General features: G+C 57.7%; 15 protein-coding genes. 10 read left to right on the top strand and 5 right to left on the bottom strand.

The window, feature by feature from the left end; genetic code table 11:
* Window positions 1-3 precede the first annotated feature (3 nt).
* Both gmhB and AC1MDC_RS20770 read left to right on the top strand, forming a co-directional pair.
* Window positions 4-543, top strand: a complete 540-nt coding sequence (gmhB, locus tag AC1MDC_RS20775) for a D-glycero-beta-D-manno-heptose 1,7-bisphosphate 7-phosphatase (RefSeq protein WP_164872121.1) — start codon at window positions 4-6, stop codon at window positions 541-543.
* An 82-nt stretch (window positions 544-625) separates the two neighbouring features.
* Complete coding sequence (locus tag AC1MDC_RS20770; protein WP_085696942.1) at window positions 626-1,405, top strand: lysophospholipid acyltransferase family protein; 780 nt, start codon at window positions 626-628, stop codon at window positions 1,403-1,405.
* 157 nt (window positions 1,406-1,562) lie between these two features.
* On the opposite strand, the gene AC1MDC_RS20765 is transcribed toward AC1MDC_RS20770, so the two are convergent.
* Complete coding sequence (locus tag AC1MDC_RS20765; RefSeq protein WP_480393580.1) at window positions 1,563-3,104, bottom strand: sensor histidine kinase; 1,542 nt, start codon at window positions 3,102-3,104, stop codon at window positions 1,563-1,565.
* A 166-nt stretch (window positions 3,105-3,270) separates the two neighbouring features.
* Here AC1MDC_RS20765 and AC1MDC_RS20760 point away from each other — a divergent pair, with 166 nt between their 5' ends.
* Window positions 3,271-3,990: a response regulator transcription factor gene (locus AC1MDC_RS20760; protein ID WP_085696622.1), complete on the top strand. Its 720-nt coding sequence runs from the start codon at window positions 3,271-3,273 to the stop codon at window positions 3,988-3,990.
* Window positions 3,991-4,061: 71 nt separating this feature from the next.
* On the opposite strand, the gene gyrB is transcribed toward AC1MDC_RS20760, so the two are convergent.
* The 4 genes from gyrB to dnaA are packed head-to-tail and all read right to left on the bottom strand — an operon-like array spanning window position 4,062 to window position 10,269.
* On the bottom strand, window positions 4,062-6,479 hold the full coding sequence (gene gyrB / locus AC1MDC_RS20755; protein ID WP_085686140.1) for a DNA topoisomerase (ATP-hydrolyzing) subunit B: 2,418 nt from the start codon (window positions 6,477-6,479) through the stop codon (window positions 4,062-4,064).
* Between the two features lie 5 nt (window positions 6,480-6,484).
* Window positions 6,485-7,588, bottom strand: coding sequence for a DNA replication/repair protein RecF (gene recF, locus AC1MDC_RS20750; protein WP_003220208.1), 1,104 nt, complete (start codon window positions 7,586-7,588; stop codon window positions 6,485-6,487).
* 14 nt (window positions 7,589-7,602) lie between these two features.
* Window positions 7,603-8,706, bottom strand: a complete 1,104-nt coding sequence (gene dnaN / locus AC1MDC_RS20745; protein WP_007954131.1) for a DNA polymerase III subunit beta — start codon at window positions 8,704-8,706, stop codon at window positions 7,603-7,605.
* A 39-nt stretch (window positions 8,707-8,745) separates the two neighbouring features.
* Window positions 8,746-10,269: a chromosomal replication initiator protein DnaA gene (gene dnaA / locus AC1MDC_RS20740; protein ID WP_480393579.1), complete on the bottom strand. Its 1,524-nt coding sequence runs from the start codon at window positions 10,267-10,269 to the stop codon at window positions 8,746-8,748.
* 567 nt (window positions 10,270-10,836) lie between these two features.
* Between dnaA and rpmH the strand changes: the two genes are divergently transcribed.
* The 7 genes from rpmH (at window position 10,837) to rsmG (ending at window position 17,857) form a co-directional block, all read left to right on the top strand.
* Window positions 10,837-10,971 (top strand): 50S ribosomal protein L34, encoded by a 135-nt coding sequence (rpmH, locus tag AC1MDC_RS20735; protein ID WP_003213577.1) that lies wholly within the window; start codon window positions 10,837-10,839, stop codon window positions 10,969-10,971.
* A gap of 16 nt (window positions 10,972-10,987) precedes the next feature.
* Entirely contained in the window at window positions 10,988-11,389 is a 402-nt protein-coding gene (rnpA, locus tag AC1MDC_RS20730) for a ribonuclease P protein component (protein ID WP_011336726.1), read from the top strand.
* Window positions 11,382-11,627: a membrane protein insertion efficiency factor YidD gene (yidD, locus tag AC1MDC_RS20725; protein ID WP_010465488.1), complete on the top strand. Its 246-nt coding sequence runs from the start codon at window positions 11,382-11,384 to the stop codon at window positions 11,625-11,627. The genes rnpA and yidD overlap by 8 nt, the downstream gene beginning before the upstream one ends.
* Window positions 11,628-11,629: 2 nt before the next feature.
* Window positions 11,630-13,312, top strand: coding sequence for a membrane protein insertase YidC (gene yidC, locus AC1MDC_RS20720; RefSeq protein WP_007954136.1), 1,683 nt, complete (start codon window positions 11,630-11,632; stop codon window positions 13,310-13,312).
* Between the two features lie 81 nt (window positions 13,313-13,393).
* Window positions 13,394-14,764, top strand: a complete 1,371-nt coding sequence (gene mnmE / locus AC1MDC_RS20715; RefSeq protein WP_085696625.1) for a tRNA uridine-5-carboxymethylaminomethyl(34) synthesis GTPase MnmE — start codon at window positions 13,394-13,396, stop codon at window positions 14,762-14,764.
* A 553-nt stretch (window positions 14,765-15,317) separates the two neighbouring features.
* Window positions 15,318-17,216 (top strand): tRNA uridine-5-carboxymethylaminomethyl(34) synthesis enzyme MnmG, encoded by a 1,899-nt coding sequence (gene mnmG, locus AC1MDC_RS20710; protein WP_085702244.1) that lies wholly within the window; start codon window positions 15,318-15,320, stop codon window positions 17,214-17,216.
* Window positions 17,213-17,857: a 16S rRNA (guanine(527)-N(7))-methyltransferase RsmG gene (gene rsmG / locus AC1MDC_RS20705; RefSeq protein ID WP_007911906.1), complete on the top strand. Its 645-nt coding sequence runs from the start codon at window positions 17,213-17,215 to the stop codon at window positions 17,855-17,857. The genes mnmG and rsmG overlap by 4 nt, the downstream gene beginning before the upstream one ends.
* The last annotated feature ends 16 nt before the right edge of the window (window positions 17,858-17,873 follow it).

The following is a 17,873-nucleotide window of genomic DNA, read 5'->3' as shown; positions in this document are numbered from 1 at the left end:
GGATTGCTGTTGAAACTGCTGATTCTCGATCGGGACGGAGTGATCAATTACGACTCCGACGCTTACATCAAGTCGGTGGAGGAGTGGATTCCGCTGCCCGGCTCGATCGAAGCGATTGCGCAGTTGAGCAAGGCCGGCTGGACGGTGGCAGTCGCCACCAACCAGTCGGGCATTGCTCGCGGCTACTATGACCTCGCCACCCTCGATGCCATGCACGCGCGTCTGCGCGAACTGGTGGCGGAGCAGGGCGGTGAAGTCGGGCTGATCGTGTATTGCCCGCATGGCCCGGACGAAGGTTGCGATTGCCGCAAGCCGAAACCGGGGATGTTGAAAACCATCGCGCAGCATTACAACGTCGCGCTGACAAATGTCTGGTTTGTCGGCGACAGCCTTGGTGACCTGGAGGCCGCCAAAGCCGTCGATTCACAGCCCGTTTTGGTAAAGACCGGGAAAGGCGAAAAGACTCAGGCCAAGACCTTGCCGGTGGGCACCCTGATTTTTGACGATCTCGCGGCGATTGCCGCAGAACTTATCCACAACTAGAGTACTTCTGAAGTTCCTGACCAGGGATTGATCGGGAGTGCGCTTGAACAGTCGGGCATCGCCCGTAATGGTAAACGTCGCCATGTCGATACTGCAGGCCATCAGAATCTTCCTCTTTTACCTGCTGCTGGGCACCACTGCTCTGCTGTGGTGCAGCCTGAGCTTTTTTATCGCGCCCTTTCTGCCGTTCAAGGCGCGCTATCGTTTCATCAACGTGTACTGGTGCCGTTGCGCCTTGTGGTTAACCAAGGTGTTCCTCGACATCCGCTACGAAGTCAAAGGCGCAGAAAACGTGCCTGACCGGCCCTGCGTGATTCAATCGAACCACCAGAGCACCTGGGAGACGTTCTTTCTCTCCGCTTATTTCTCGCCCTTGAGCCAGGTGCTCAAGCGCGAATTGCTGTACGTGCCGTTCTTCGGCTGGGCGATGGCCATGCTGCGGCCGATCGCAATTGACCGGGAAAACCCGAAAGCCGCCCTCAAGCAGGTCGCGGCGAAGGGTGACGAGTTGCTCAAGGACAATGTCTGGGTGCTGATCTTCCCTGAAGGCACTCGCGTTCCCCACGGCACCATCGGCAAGTTCTCCCGCAGTGGCAGCGCATTGGCAGTGAATGCGGCGCTTCCGGTGCTGCCAATTGCGCACAATGCCGGCAAGTTCTGGCCGAAAATCGGTTGGGGCAAAAAGTCCGGCGTGATCACTGTGGTGATTGGTGAGCCGATGTACGCCGAGGGCAACGGCCCTCGCGCCATTGCCGATCTGAATGACCGGGTACAGGCGTGGAACGAGAAGACACAACGGGAAATGGGCTCGCTGCCTCCGGCCCCTGAAGCTCCGGCTGCGAACGATCAGATCGCTGTCTGAGATTTGTGGATAACCTGTGTACGGTTTGTTCGCAAAGTGCCTGATTATCAGATTAAGTGACTGATTTATTTATATATTTCTGAAGCTGATAAAACACCGTAAAAGGTGCATAAGTTTTTTTGGGAAGTAAGGAAACCGGCTGATATAGCCGGTTTTTTTATGCCTGCTCTTCGGCAATCAGCGGCAGTTCCACACGAAACGTCGTGCCTTGATCGACCACGCTCAGGCACTCGATCCGACCGCCATGGTGATCCACCACGGCTTTGACCATCGACAGCCCCAACCCCACGCCGTCGATGCCTTGTGCAGAAGAAAAGCGTCGGTATTGGCTGAACAGATCAGGCAGTTCCTCTGCCGCGATGCCTTTGCCTTGATCGGTCAGTTCACAACGCAACCAGTCGTCATGGCAGCTGACACGCATGACGATCGTGGATCCGGCCGGGCTGTACTTGATTGCGTTTTCCAGCAGGTTGAACAGTGCTCGGGTCAACAAGCCTTGATCGGCCAGGATCAAACGCTCCTGGGAGTGTTCGTCCATGTCGTTCAACAGCTGGATGCGCTTTTGCTGGGCGATGGGCAGTGCCTGATCCAGCACGTCCATGACCAGCATTCCGAACAAGCTCGGCTGAAACCGGTACGCCTCGGATTCCGCCCGGGCCAGCAGAACGAAGCCGTCGGTGAGTTCCAGCGCCCGGCGTACCTGACGCTCAATCTGTTCGAGCAGTGGCGAATCCGTTCCTGCCTGATGCCGGTGTACATCGAGCAGGGCGAGAATCGCCGAATGGGGCGCGCGCAGGTCATGGGACAGAAAGCGCAGCAATACACCGCGCTGTTCCTCGGCGGCGCGTTCGGCGCTCAGGTCAGTGAGACTCAGGAGCCAGCCGATCGGCAGGTCGCCATCGACGGGCAACAACGCAGCACGCTCCAGGCGCAGGCTGCGTTCCTTGTGATCACGAAACTCCAGCAGAGGCAGCTCGGAGAGCGGCGGGCGCTGATCGGTGGACAACTCCGGATAGCCCAGGCTCGCCAGTTGATCGAGCACATCCTCGCCCACCAGATTGTGATCGAACAGGCTCCGGGCCTTGCGGTTGCCCAACAAGACTTGCCCCCGTGGATCGCTGATCAGGGTCGCGACCGGGAGATATTCCAGCCCGTCGGCAATGAACCGGCGGGTATCGCGGGTGCGGCTCATGGCTTGCTCAAGCGCCATGATCTGCCCCTGCAAGCGGTCGGCGCCGGGAAACTGCGCCCGACGCCGTTCGGGGAAGACTTTCGGTTCACTGTCCAGCCGCGCAAGCTCCCAACCGAAGTAGGTCAGCACCACGCTCAGGCGTCGCCAGTTCCAGATCAGATAACCGAACAACATACCCAGCACTGCCGGCGTCGGTGACCACCAACGCCGCATCTCAGCCAGGCCTGCACTGGTCAACAGCACGCAGGCCATCCCGCCCAATGTGAGCCAGAGCGCCAGACGCGGGCGCCACAGCAGCAACCCAAGTACGCACGCGACCATGGCTACCGAAAGTCCTGCGCCCATTAATGGCGACGGGTCATGCAAATTGATCTGCGCACGCCAGGAAAGCAGTGCAGTCAGCGGCAACAGCACTAGACTTATCCACACCCACTCGCGCACCAGTTGCCGGAACAAACGCTGAACCTGGCTGGGTACGCGACTTTCGTGTCGGCGCTGGTTATTCATGGGAAACAGGGCAGGGCGGGTTGAATGGATTCATGGACGGCCGGTCTGAGGACGTAGACCCGAAGAATCATAGCGGCTCACCCCACGGCGTGCCGCTTACTTTCACTGCATGGAGAGAGCCGATCCGGTCGGCACCCATTGCCCGAGCGACAAGGAACCACCGCGTATGCGCGTTGCGATACTGGACGATGAACCCGCCGAACTGCGCCGGGTCGAGCAGACCCTGCAACAAATCGCCGAGGCTGGAGGACAGCCGTGGTCACTTCACAGCTTCGAAAGCGGTGAAGACCTCCTGCGCCAGTTGCGCCGGGAAACCTTCGACCTGTTGATCCTCGACTGGCAATTGCCCGACCTCACCGGCCTGGCACTGCTGCGCTGGACCCGCGAACACATGGAAGCCCCGCCGGCCGCCATAATGCTCACCAGCCGCGACGGCGAGAGCGATATCGTCCAGGCGTTGAATGCGGGAGCCGACGATTACGTGAGCAAACCGTTTCGACCCAATGAATTGAAGGCCCGCGTGGCAGCGGTATTGCGTCGGCATAGCCTGCAACGTAGCGCACCCGCCGAAGTCCTGCGTTTCAACGATCTGGTGTTCGACGACGCCGAACTGACCGTTACCCGCGACGGGAAACCGATCGTCATGACCGAACGCGAATATCGTCTCGCCCACTGCCTGTTCAGCAACCTGGGGCGGCCGCTGTCGCGGGATTACCTGTACGAGAGATTCTGGCCCCACGAAGAGATGTCCACGTCGCGACCACTGGACACCCATATTTATCGCCTACGCAACAAACTCGGACTGACGGCGGATCGGGGTTGGCAGCTGCTGACGATTTATGGGTATGGGTATCGGTTGGAGAGTGTGGCGGCGGTGTCTGAGTAAGACTGCGTATTTTGATCTGCCAATAAAAAGGCCAACGCAATGCGTTGGCCTTTTTTTGACGACGACCGGGATCAGAAGTCCAGGTTGGACACCGCCAGAGCGTTGCTCTCGATGAAGTCACGGCGAGGTTCGACCGCATCACCCATCAGGGTGTTGAAGATCTGGTCTGCGCCAATGGCGTCTTCGATGGTGACTTTCAGCATGCGGCGCACGCTTGGGTCCATGGTGGTTTCCCACAGCTGATCCGGGTTCATTTCACCCAGACCTTTGTATCGCTGGATGGTGTGGCGCTTGGTGCTTTCGGCCATCAGCCAGTCCAGGGCTTCCTTGAACTCGGTGACCGCTTTCTTGCGTTCGCCACGCTGGATGTACGCGCCTTCGTCGAGCAGGGTGCTCAATTGAGCGCCGAGGGTGACGACGGTCTTGTAGTCGTTGCTGCCGAAGAAGTCGCGGTTGAAGGTGACGTAGTTCGACAGGCCGTGGGAGATCAGCTCGACCTCTGGCAGCCATACGCCACGCTCGCGGTCTTCACGCAGACTGGCCTTGTAGACCAGACCCGACTTCTCGACGGTGCGCAGACGGACTTCGTATTGGGCCAGCCAATCTTGCATCTTGGCGTGGTCGCCGAGCATTTCCAGGCTGACGGCCGGCAGGTAGATGAAGTGCTCGGTCAGCTCCTGCGGGTACAGGCGCGACAGACGCTTGAGGGTCTTCATCACCATGCGGAAGTCATTCACCAGACGTTCCAGCGCTTCACCCGAAATGCCCGGGGCGTCTTCGTTCAGGTGCAGGCTCGCATCTTCCAGGGCCGACTGCGTCATGTACTCTTCCATGGCGTCGTCGTCTTTGATGTATTGCTCTTGCTTGCCTTTCTTGACCTTGTACAGCGGCGGCTGGGCGATGTAGATGTAGCCGCGCTCGATCAGCTCAGGCAACTGGCGGAAGAAGAACGTCAGCAGCAGGGTACGGATGTGCGAACCGTCGACGTCAGCATCGGTCATGATGATGATGTTGTGATAGCGCAGCTTGTCGATGTTGTACTCTTCGCGACCGATACCGCAGCCCAGCGCGGTAATCAGGGTGCCCACTTCCTGGGACGAGATCATCTTGTCGAAACGGGCTTTCTCGACGTTGAGGATCTTGCCCTTCAGCGGCAGGATGGCCTGGGTCTTGCGGTTACGTCCCTGCTTGGCAGAGCCGCCCGCGGAGTCACCTTCCACGAGGTACAGTTCGGACAGCGCCGGGTCTTTTTCCTGGCAGTCAGCGAGCTTGCCCGGCAGACCGGCGATGTCCAGCGCGCCTTTGCGACGGGTCATCTCACGGGCCTTGCGCGCCGCTTCACGGGCACGGGCTGCGTCGATCATCTTGCCGACAACCAGTTTGGCTTCGTTCGGGTTTTCCAGCAGGAAATCGGAGAAGTACTTGCCCATTTCCTGTTCGACCGCGGTCTTCACTTCGGAAGAAACCAGCTTGTCTTTGGTCTGGGAGCTGAACTTCGGATCCGGCACCTTCACCGAAATGATCGCAGTCAGGCCTTCACGGGCATCGTCACCGGTGGTGGCGACTTTGTGCTTCTTCGCCAGACCTTCCTGCTCGATGTAGTTGTTCAGGTTACGCGTCAGTGCGGAACGGAAGCCCACCAGGTGGGTGCCGCCGTCGCGCTGCGGAATGTTGTTGGTGAAACACAACAGGTTCTCGTTGAAGCTGTCGTTCCACTGCAGGGCGATTTCCACGCCGATGCCGTCTTCACGCTGGATGTTGAAGTGGAACACTTGGTTGACCGCAGTCTTGTTGGTGTTCAGGTATTCAACGAACGCACGCAGGCCACCTTCGTACTTGAACAGCTCTTCCTTGCCGCTGCGCTCGTCCTTCAGGACGATACCGACACCGGAGTTGAGGAAGGATAGTTCACGAATACGCTTGGCCAGGATGTCCCAGCTGAAGTGAATGTTCTTGAAGGTTTCCTTGGAAGCCTTGAAGTGAATCTGGGTACCGGTGGTTTCGCTGTCACCAACGATCGCCATCGGCGCCTGAGGTACGCCATGGACGTAGGTCTGTTCCCAGATTTTGCCGCTGCGGCGAACGGTCAGGACCAGCTCTTCGGACAGCGCGTTCACTACCGAAACACCTACACCGTGCAGACCGCCGGATACCTTGTAGGAGTTGTCGTCGAACTTACCACCGGCGTGGAGGACGGTCATGATGACCTCGGCGGCGGAAACGCCTTCCTCTTTATGCACGTCTACCGGGATGCCACGACCGTTGTCTTTGACGGTGATGGACTCATCCGGGTGGATGATGATGCTGATGTCGTCGCAGTGGCCGGCGAGGGCTTCGTCGATCGAGTTGTCGACCACCTCGAACACCATGTGGTGCAGACCGCTGCCATCGTCGGTGTCACCAATGTACATACCGGGACGTTTGCGCACGGCATCCAGGCCTTTCAGCACTTTAATGCTCGATGAGTCGTACGTATTTTCTTCGCTCAATGCCTTCACTCCCGATGGTCGTGGGTCTGGGTGATACGGCCCTGTTCCACGTGGAACAGAGCGACTGGCGTTTCCGTCTGCCAGCCTTCCCTCAATAATTCGTGATCTACACAGGTAATAAAAACCTGGCAGCGTAAGTCTTCCAGCAAGCGGCACAGCGCGCGACGGTGGCTCTCGTCCAGCTCGGACGGCAAGTCATCCACCAGATAAATACACTGGCCGCGTCGGGCCTGGCTCACCAAATGCCCCTGGGCAATCCGCAACGCACAGACCACCAACTTTTGCTGACCCCGAGACAAGATGTCCGCAGCGTTGTGAGCGCCCAATCTAAGACGCAAGTCAGCCCGTTGTGGCCCAGCCTGGGTATGACCCATTTGCTGGTCCCGTTGCACGGATCCGGCGAGTACAGCGCTCAGTTCCCGGTCCTTGTCCCAGCCTCGGTAATAGCTGAGCGTCAAACCTTCGAGCTCAACCAGTTCGCTCAAGGTTTGTTCAAAGACTGGTTTCAAGGCTTTGATGTAAGCGCGGCGGTATTCATCGATTTCAGCGCTGGCCTGGCACAGTTCCCTGTCCCAAACCGCTTGCGAAACGGCGTCAAGTGTACCATGCCGCAGCCAGGAGTTTCTCTGGCGCAAGGCCTTCTGCAAACGCTGCCAGGTGGCCATGAACCGCGGCTCGACGTGGAACACGCCCCAGTCGAGGAACTGTCGGCGAATCTTCGGCGCGCCTTCCAGCAGGCGAAAGCTGTCGGGATTGATCAACTGCAGCGGCAAGATTTCCGCCAGTTGCGCAGCGCTGCGGGCATTCTGACCGTCGATGCGGATCTGGAACTCGCCCTGACGATCGCGAGATATCCCCAATGCGCTGTGGCCACCCTCGGCGAGTTCGACCTGTCCGAAAACGGTGCAGGCAAGCTGCTCGTACTGGATGACCGGCAACAGCCGCGTGCTACGAAACGAACGGGCAAGCCCCAGCAGGTGAATGGCTTCCAGAACACTGGTTTTGCCGCTGCCGTTGGCACCGTAAAGAATGTTGATTCGGGGGGAGGGGGAGAAGGTCACCGGGTGCAGATTGCGCACCGCGGTGACCGAGACGCGACTTAGCGACATCCAGAGTCAGCTGATTACAGACGCATCGGCATGACAACGTAAGCCGAATCGTCGTTGTCGGACTCTTGCACCAGCGCACTGCTGTTGGAGTCGGACAGGATCAGACGAACCTGCTCGGTGGTCATCACGCCCAGCACGTCGAGCAGATAGCTGACGTTGAAGCCGATTTCCAGGGAGCCGCCGTTGTATTCCACACCTACTTCTTCTTCCGCTTCTTCCTGCTCCGGGTTGTTGGCCTGGATCTTCAACTGACCGCTGGCCAGTTGCAGACGGATACCTCGGTATTTCTCGTTGGACAGAATCGCGGTACGGCTGAAAGCTTCACGCAACGCCTGACGATCGCCCAGCACCAGCTTGTCGCCGCCCTTCGGCAGAACGCGCTCGTAATCCGGGAACTTGCCGTCGACCAGTTTCGAGGTAAAGGTGAACTCGCCGGTGGTAGCGCGGATGTGATGCTGACCCAGGACGATGCTGACGTTGCCGTCCGGCTCGGTGAGCAGACGTGCCAGTTCGAGAATACCTTTACGCGGCACGATTACCTGGTGGCGTTCCTGCTGACCGATATCGGCCTGCATCGAACACATGGCCAGACGGTGACCGTCGGTAGCGACGGCACGGATCACACCGGTCGAGACTTCCAGCAACATGCCGTTGAGGTAGTAACGCACGTCCTGCTGGGCCATCGCGAAACTGGTGCGTTCGATCAGGCGACGCAGCTTGCTCTGTTCCAGGCTGGTGGTCAGCGAACCCGGGCCTTCTTCTACAGTCGGGAAGTCATTGGCCGGCAGGGTCGACAGGGTGAAGCGGCTACGGCCGGCTTTCACCACCAGCTTCTGCTCGTCGACCTTGATATCGATCAGCGCATCGTTCGGCAGGCTCTTGCAGATGTCCATCAGCTTGCGCGCCGGCACGGTGATGGAACCTGTTTCAGCCGGCTCCTCAAGTTGCACGCGACCGACCAGCTCGACTTCCAGGTCGGTACCGGTCAGCGACAGTTGCTGGCCATCGACAACCAGCAGCACGTTGGACAGTACCGGCAAGGTCTGTCGGCGCTCGACGACGCCTGCGACCAGTTGCAGGGGTTTCAACAGGGCTTCGCGTTGAATGGTGAAATGCATGGTCTAGTCCCTTGCCTTAATAAGCTGCGCTGGTGTTCATCAAGTGGTCAGTGTACGCAGCAGGTTCTTGTAGTCCTCGCGGATGTCCGCGTCGGATTCCTTAAGTTCGTTGATCTTGCGGCAGGCGTGCAACACCGTCGTGTGGTCGCGGCCGCCAAACACATCGCCGATTTCCGGCAGGCTGTGGTTGGTCAGTTCCTTGGACAGGGCCATGGCCACCTGACGCGGACGAGCGACCGAACGCGAACGGCGTTTGGACAGCAAATCGGAGATCTTGATCTTGTAGTACTCGGCGACGGTACGCTGAATGTTATCCACAGAGACCAGTTTGTCCTGCAGCGCCAAAAGGTCTTTCAGGGATTCGCGAATCAACTCGATGGTGATGTCGCGGCCCATGAAGTGCGAGTGGGCGATCACGCGTTTCAGCGCACCTTCCAGCTCGCGGACGTTGGAGCGAATACGCTGGGCAATGAAGAACGCCGCGTCATGAGGCAACTCGACTTTGGCCTGGTCGGCCTTCTTCATCAAAATCGCGACGCGGGTTTCCAGTTCCGGTGGCTCGACGGCAACCGTCAGGCCCCAGCCGAAGCGGGATTTGAGGCGTTCTTCAAGGCCTTCGATTTCTTTCGGGTAGCGGTCACTGGTAAGGATGACCTGCTGGCCACCTTCAAGCAGGGCGTTGAAGGTGTGGAAAAACTCTTCCTGGGAACGTTCCTTGCGGGCGAAGAACTGAATGTCGTCGATCAGCAGGGCGTCCACCGAACGGTAGAAACGCTTGAACTCGTTGATTGCGTTCAATTGCAGCGCCTTGACCATGTCGGCCACGAAACGCTCGGAATGCAGGTACACGACCTTGGCATTCGGGTTCTTCTTTAATAGATGGTTGCCCACCGCGTGCATCAAGTGCGTCTTACCCAGACCTACACCGCCATAAAGGAACAGCGGGTTGTAGCCGTGCTTGGGATTGTCTGCCACTTGCCAGGCCGCCGCACGGGCGAGCTGGTTGGACTTACCTTCGACGAAGTTTTCGAAGGTGAAGGTACGGTTCAGGTAGCTGGTGTGCTTGAGCGCGCCTTCGACCTGCACGGTGCGCTGTTCGGCGCGAACCGGTGCCTGTTGCGAAGCGGCGCCGGCCATCGAATCAAAGCTGTCGCGGGACGGCTCTTCACTGATCTCTTCGGTTTTCTGAGGCGAACGCTTGTTCGGTGCAGGTGTCGGCGCTGGCGCTGGTGCGCTGGCCGGTACTGCATTGGCCTGAGCCTGGGCCACTTGAGCAGCAGCCAATGGCGCATTCGGGGCGGCACGCGGGGCCGAACTGCGTTTGCTGCCTATTAATAAGGAAAGCGACGGTGCCAGACCATTGCCATGCTCATCCAGCAGTTCAAGGACGCGCCCCAGGTACTTCTCGTTGACCCAGTCCAGAACAAAACGATTCGGTGCATAGACGCGCAACTCGTCGCCTTCGGCTTCGACCTGTAGTGGACGGATCCAGGTGTTGAATTGTTGGGCAGGCAGCTCTTCGCGCAAAAGCTCCACGCACTGCTGCCAAAGTTCCACTGACACGGATATCCCCTAAGTTGAAAGCCGGTGAGGCAAAAACAAGCGGCCATTGTAGCGGCCAGTCGTCCACTTATCCACATGCAGGTTGCCCGGTGCACATGATTTATCAATGCGTTAAACGAGAAAAAGGCGACCAACGGTGTGTGCATAAGCTTTGTGGATAACCCTATCTGAGCACACTGGACAACTGGGGGCGAAAGTCGGTGGATAACCGGCCTGTGGATAACCGCCCTTTCCACACACAGGTTATCCGACAGTGCAGCACAGGCTTAACACGGTTTTCCACTGTAGTTGTCATTCTCTGTACATCGCTTGAAACAAGGCCTTGAGCCAGTTATCCACAGACGAGGTCGCGCCTAGCTTTTACAAGCTTTACAGAAAAGCTTTAAATAATTCCCTTCTTTATTTTTATCTCTGGCAAACGGTTAATCAGGTCCCGCACGCTCCGAAGATCTATTTATAAGGAAACGTTGGTTGGAAATTGACCTATGGACTTGCTTTCTCTAGAATCCCCGGTCTCTTAAAACGGGGGCCATTCCGGCCCGTTGTGGACGAACCAGGTAACACGACATGAAACGTACTTTCCAACCAAGCACTATCAAACGCGCTCGTACCCACGGTTTCCGTGCTCGCATGGCTACCAAGAACGGTCGTGCCGTACTGTCGCGTCGTCGCGCCAAAGGCCGCGCACGTCTGGCAGTTTGATAATCCGGCACTGGAGGTGAGTCAGGACTTCAGTCGGGAAAAGCGTCTGCTTACTCCCCGGCACTTCAAGGCGGTCTTTGACTCCCCTACCGGCAAGGTTCCGGGGAAAAATCTCCTGCTCCTTGCGCGCAACAACGATCTCGATCACCCCCGTCTCGGGCTGGTTATCGGGAAAAAGAGTGTAAAACTCTCCGTCGAGCGCAATCGCCTCAAACGTCTGATGCGCGAATCGTTTCGCCTGCACCAGGATTCACTGGTCGGCTGGGACATCGTTATCGTCGCGCGCAAAGGTTTGGGTGACGTAGAAAACCCCGAATTGATTCAGCATTTCGGCAAACTCTGGAAGCGTCTGGCACGCAACAAGCCGGTACCAGCAGTCAAAACCGAAACTGTAGGGGTAGACAGTCCCGATGCGTAAACTGGCACTCGTTCCGATCCAGTTTTATCGCTACGCCATTAGTCCCTTGATGGCCAGTCACTGTCGTTTCTACCCCAGCTGTTCCTGCTACGCGTATGAAGCCATCGAAAATCATGGCCTTCTGCGCGGTGGCTGGCTGACCTTTCGTCGTTTAGGTCGCTGTCATCCGTGGAATCCCGGTGGTTATGACCCGGTTCCACCTATCCCTACCTCCCGTTCTTCTTCGATGGCCGAGTAATCATGGATATCAAACGCACGATCCTGATCGTCGCCCTGGCAATCGTGTCCTACGTCATGGTCCTTAAATGGAACCAGGACTATGGCCAGGCTGCCCTGCCGACTCAGAATGTTGCTTCCAGTACGACTACATCCGGTTTGCCGGACACCGCCACTGGCAATAATGCTGCCGCCAGTGACGATATTCCGCGCGCCGCAAGTGATACCAGCGCACCTGCCGAAACGCCGGTCGCCGTCAGCAAGGATCTGATCCAGATCAAGACCGACGTGCTCGATCTCGCGATCGATCCACAAGGTGGCGATGTTGCCCAGCTGACCTTGCCGCTGTATCCACGCCGTCAGGATCGTCCGGACGTACCGTTTCAGCTGTTCGACAACGGCGGCGAACGTACTTATCTGGCACAGAGCGGTCTGATCGGCACCAACGGTCCGGATGCAAACCCGGCCGGTCGTCCGATCTACTCCTCGGAGAAGAAGACTTATCAACTGGCTGACGGTCAGGACCAACTGGTCGTTGACCTGAAGTTCAGCAAGGACGGCGTCAATTACATCAAGCGTTTCACTCTGAAACGTGGCCTGTATGACGTGACCGTGACTTATCTGATCGACAACCAGAGCGCTCAGCCTTGGTCCGGTTCGATGTTTGCCCAGCTGAAACGCGATGCAAGCGCCGATCCTTCGTCGACTACTGCTACCGGTACCGCGACTTACCTGGGCGCTGCCCTGTGGACAAGTTCCGAGCCGTACAAGAAAGTGTCCATGAAGGACATGGACAAAGGTCAGCTCAAGGAAACCGTCACCGGTGGCTGGGTAGCCTGGCTGCAACACTACTTCGTGACGGCATGGGTTGCTCCGAAGGGCGAAAACAACATCGTCCAGACCCGTAAAGACAGCAAAGGCAATTACATCATCGGTTACACCGGTCCTTCGCTGACCGCTGCACCGGGTGCGAAAGTCGAAACCAGCGCTGTTCTGTACGCCGGTCCGAAAAGCCAGGCTGTGCTGAAAGAGTTGTCCCCAGGTCTGGAACTGACCGTCGACTACGGCATTCTGTGGTTCATTGCCCAGCCAATCTTCTGGCTCCTGCAACATATCCACAGCATCGTCGGCAACTGGGGCTGGTCGATCATCTTCCTGACCATGCTGATCAAAGGGATTTTCTTCCCTCTGTCGGCCGCCAGCTACAAGTCGATGGCCCGCATGCGCGCCGTGGCTCCGAAACTGGCTGCACTGAAAGAGCAACATGGCGATGACCGGCAGAAAATGTCGCAAGCCATGATGGAGCTGTACAAGAAAGAGAAGATCAATCCGCTGGGCGGCTGCTTGCCGATCCTCGTGCAGATGCCGGTTTTCCTTTCTCTGTACTGGGTTCTGCTGGAAAGCGTGGAAATGCGCCAGGCGCCGTTCATGCTGTGGATTACCGACCTGTCGATCAAGGATCCGTTCTTCATCCTGCCGATCATCATGGGCGCGACCATGTTCATCCAGCAGCGTCTGAACCCTACACCTCCGGATCCGATGCAGGCCAAGGTGATGAAAATGATGCCAATCATCTTCACCTTCTTCTTCCTGTGGTTCCCGGCAGGTCTGGTGCTGTACTGGGTTGTGAACAACTGCCTGTCGATTGCCCAACAGTGGTACATCACGCGTAAGATCGAAGCGGCGACGAAAAAAGCCGAGGCGTAACTTACTCTGTGGATAACACCACTCAAAACGCCCCCTAGTGGGGCGTTTTGCTATCTGCCATTTTTGTCTGGATACCGGTTTATGAGCGCACCTCGTGAAACCATCGCAGCCGTCGCTACCGCCCAGGGCCGTGGCGGCGTGGGCATCGTTCGAATTTCCGGGCCGCTGGCCAGCGTTGCAGCCAAAGCCATCAGCGGCCGTGAACTGAAACCACGGTTTGCCCACTACGGCCCGTTCTTCAGTGACGATCAGCAGGTGCTGGATGAAGGTCTGGCGCTGTATTTCCCGGGGCCGAACTCGTTCACTGGCGAAGACGTACTGGAACTGCAGGGCCACGGTGGCCCGATCGTCCTCGACATGTTGCTCAAGCGTTGTCTGGAACTGGGTTGCCGTCTGGCGCGGCCCGGTGAGTTCAGCGAAAGAGCATTCCTCAATGACAAACTCGACCTGGCCCAGGCCGAGGCCATTGCCGACCTGATCGAAGCCAGTTCTGCCCAGGCCGCACGAAACGCTCTGCGTTCGTTGCAGGGTGCATTTTCCCAACGTGTGCATAACCTCACCGAACAGCTGATCGGTTTGCGGATTTATGTCGAAGCCGCGATCGACTTCCCGGAAGAAGAGATCGACTTCCTTGCCGATGGCCATGTCCTGAGCATGCTCGACAAGGTTCGTAACGAGTTATCCACCGTATTGCGCGAAGCCGGGCAGGGCGCATTGCTACGTGACGGCATGACCGTGGTGATTGCCGGTCGTCCGAATGCCGGCAAATCCAGTCTGCTGAATGCATTGGCCGGACGAGAAGCCGCCATCGTGACGGAGATTGCCGGCACGACTCGGGATATCCTGCGCGAACATATCCACATCGACGGCATGCCGCTGCACGTAGTGGACACCGCCGGTCTGCGCGACACCGATGATCATGTGGAAAAGATCGGCGTTGAACGAGCATTGAAAGCCATCGGCGAAGCTGATCGAGTGCTGCTGGTTGTCGATGCCATGGCGCCCGAGGCCGCCGATCCGTTTGCGCTGTGGCCGGAATTCCTTGAAACCCGGCCGGATCCGGCGAAGGTCACGCTGATTCGCAACAAGGCTGATCTCACCGGTGAACCCATTGCTCTGGAAGTCAGCGACGACGGCCATGTAACGATCAGTCTGAGCGCAAAATCCGCCGGTGAAGGGCTGGATCTGCTACGTGATCACCTCAAGGCCTGCATGGGCTACGAACAGACGTCGGAAAGCAGCTTCAGCGCACGCCGCCGGCACCTGGAAGCCCTGCGTCACGCCAGTGATGCCCTGGAACATGGACGTGCCCAACTGACGTTGGCGGGAGCGGGTGAGTTGCTGGCCGAAGACCTGCGTCAGGCCCAGCAGTCCCTTGGGGAAATCACCGGCGCCTTCAGCTCCGATGATCTGCTGGGACGGATCTTTTCCAGCTTCTGCATCGGTAAATAATCCATCCGCTGTCCACAGACAGGTCCATACGCGACCTGTCTGTTCCCTCTTCCTCGTATTTCCTTGCCCCAGTGCCGGACAGGTTTTCTGATCCTGGGCGGATTTTCTGCGTCCGCGATCCCTTCATTCATCAGATTTCTGTGAATTAAGCCCTGTGAATAACCGCCGCTGAGGGCAGTTGATAACAGGGCCTGAAAACTGAACATAACTGCCTCTGTGGATAACCACCGCATTAATCCACAGGCTTAAACCGGTTATCCAAGGGCCTCATGGCGACATGGCCACAGGGTTTTGAATCTCTGTACACATTGAAAATAAAGGCCTGTAGAAATCTATCCACAGAAATCATGGGCAGTAAGAATAAGCTTTAAAACAAAGGTTTTATAAATTTCTCTCTTTTTTATTCTTTTAACCGCGAGTTCTCCACAGCTGGTTAAATTTTGTGCAAAGGGTTCTTTAGGAAGGGCGAAGTCCCTATACTTGCCGACCAGGTCCAGAAACCTGATCTCAAACTATTCCTGAATTACCTACTTAAGCAGGCACGAGGTGCGTGGTGGATTTCCCTTCCCGTTTTGAAGTGATCGTCATCGGCGGCGGTCATGCCGGTACCGAGGCAGCACTGGCCTCAGCACGCATGGGTGCAAAAACCCTTCTGCTGACGCACAACGTGGAAACCCTCGGTGCCATGAGTTGCAACCCGGCCATCGGAGGCATTGGCAAAAGCCATCTGGTCAAGGAAATCGACGCCCTCGGCGGCGCGATGGCCATGGCCACCGATCTGGGCGGTATCCAGTTTCGCGTGTTGAACAGCCGCAAAGGCCCGGCCGTACGTGCAACCCGTGCGCAAGCCGACCGTATTCTTTACAAGGCCGCTGTCCGTGAAATTCTGGAAAACCAGCCGAACCTGTGGATATTTCAACAAGCCGCTGACGACCTGATCGTCGAGCAGGAACAAGTACGCGGTGTTGTCACGCAAATGGGTCTGCGTTTCTTCGCCGATTCCGTGGTGTTGACCACCGGCACGTTCCTCGGCGGACTTATCCACATCGGTTTGCAGAATTTTTCCGGCGGTCGTGCCGGTGATCCCCCGTCGATCGCCCTTGCGCATCGCCTGCGTGAATTGCCGCTGCGCGTTGGACGCCTGAAAACCGGCACGCCACCGCGTATCGACGGCAAGTCTGTGGATTTCTCGGTGATGACCGAGCAGCCAGGTGATACGCCGATTCCGGTGATGTCGTTCATGGGCAACAAAGAACAACATCCACGGCAGGTCAGTTGCTGGATTACTCACACCAACGCCCGTACCCACGAAATCATTGCCGCGAACCTCGACCGTTCGCCGATGTATTCCGCTGCCGGCGAGATCGAAGGCATTGGCCCGCGTTATTGCCCGTCGATCGAAGACAAGATTCATCGCTTCGCCGACAAGGAAAGCCATCAGGTTTTCATCGAGCCGGAAGGCCTGACCACCCATGAGCTGTATCCGAACGGGATATCCACAAGCCTGCCGTTCGACGTGCAATTGCAGATCGTGCAATCGATTCGCGGCATGGAAAACGCGCACATCGTGCGTCCGGGTTATGCGATCGAGTACGACTACTTCGATCCGCGCGACCTGAAGTACAGCCTGGAAACCAAAGTCATCGGCGGTCTGTTCTTCGCTGGTCAAATCAACGGCACCACCGGTTATGAAGAAGCCGGCGCCCAGGGTTTGCTCGCAGGAGCCAACGCCGCGCTGCGTGCGAAAGGCAAAGAAGCCTGGTGCCCGCGTCGCGATGAAGCGTACATCGGGGTATTGGTCGACGACCTGATCACCCTCGGTACTCAAGAGCCGTACCGCATGTTCACTTCCCGTGCCGAGTACCGCCTCATCCTGCGTGAGGACAACGCGGACTTGCGTCTGACCGAAAAAGGTCGCGAACTGGGTCTGGTCGATGACGCGCGCTGGGCGGCTTTCTGCAAGAAGCGCGAAAACATCGAGCTGGAAGAGCAGCGTCTGAAAAGCACCTGGGTTCGCCCGGGCACCCAGCAGGGCGATGCAATTGCAGAAAAATTCGGCACTCCGCTGACTCACGAATACAACCTGCTCAATCTCTTGAGCCGTCCGGAAATCGACTACGCTGGTCTGGTCGAAGTGACCGGGCAGGGCGCTGAAGATCCACAGGTCGCCGAACAGGTCGAGATCAAGACCAAGTACGCCGGTTACATCGATCGCCAACAGGACGAAATCGCCCGTCTGCGCGCCAGTGAAGACACGAAACTGCCTGTGGATATCGATTACACCAACATTTCCGGTCTTTCCAAGGAGATCCAGAGCAAGTTGGGCGCCACGCGTCCCGAGACGCTGGGCCAGGCTTCGCGGATCCCGGGTGTGACCCCGGCAGCAATTTCGCTGTTGATGATTCATTTGAAAAAACGCGGCGCGGGCCGTCAGTTGGAGCAAAGCGCTTGAGTTCTAAGGTCACTTCGCAACACGCCGAAGAGTTATCCACAGGAGCCCGCGAGCTCGGTGTCAATCTCACTGAAACCCAGCACGAATTGCTGCTGGGTTATCTGGCCCTGTTGATCAAATGGAACCAGGCCTACAACCTGACCGCCGTTCGCGACCCGGACGAAATGGTGTCCCGTCACTTGCTCGATAGCCTCAGCGTGATGTCGTTCATCGAAAACGGTCGCTGGCTGGATGTCGGCAGCGGCGGCGGCATGCCTGGGATCCCTCTGGCGATCCTGTATCCGGACTCGCAAGTGACGTGCCTGGACAGCAACGGCAAGAAAACCCGTTTTCTGACCCAGGTCAAACTCGAACTCAAACTGGATAACCTGCAAGTTATCCACAGTCGCGTCGAAGCGTTCCAGCCTGCACAGCCATTCAACGGGATTATTTCCCGGGCATTCAGCAGCATGGAAAACTTCACCAACTGGACTCGCCACCTCGGCGACGCCGATACGCGCTGGCTGGCAATGAAGGGCGTCCATCCGGCCGATGAGCTGGTAGCATTGCCGGCAGACTTCAAACTCGATAGCGAACACGCCCTGGCCGTACCCGGTTGCCAAGGCCAACGCCATCTGCTGATACTGCGCCGCACGGCATGATTGGGAACACAAGCAA

It is taken from the genome of Pseudomonas sp. 1, assembly GCF_056626735.1.
This window is presented reverse-complemented; position numbering and strand designations above follow the sequence as displayed.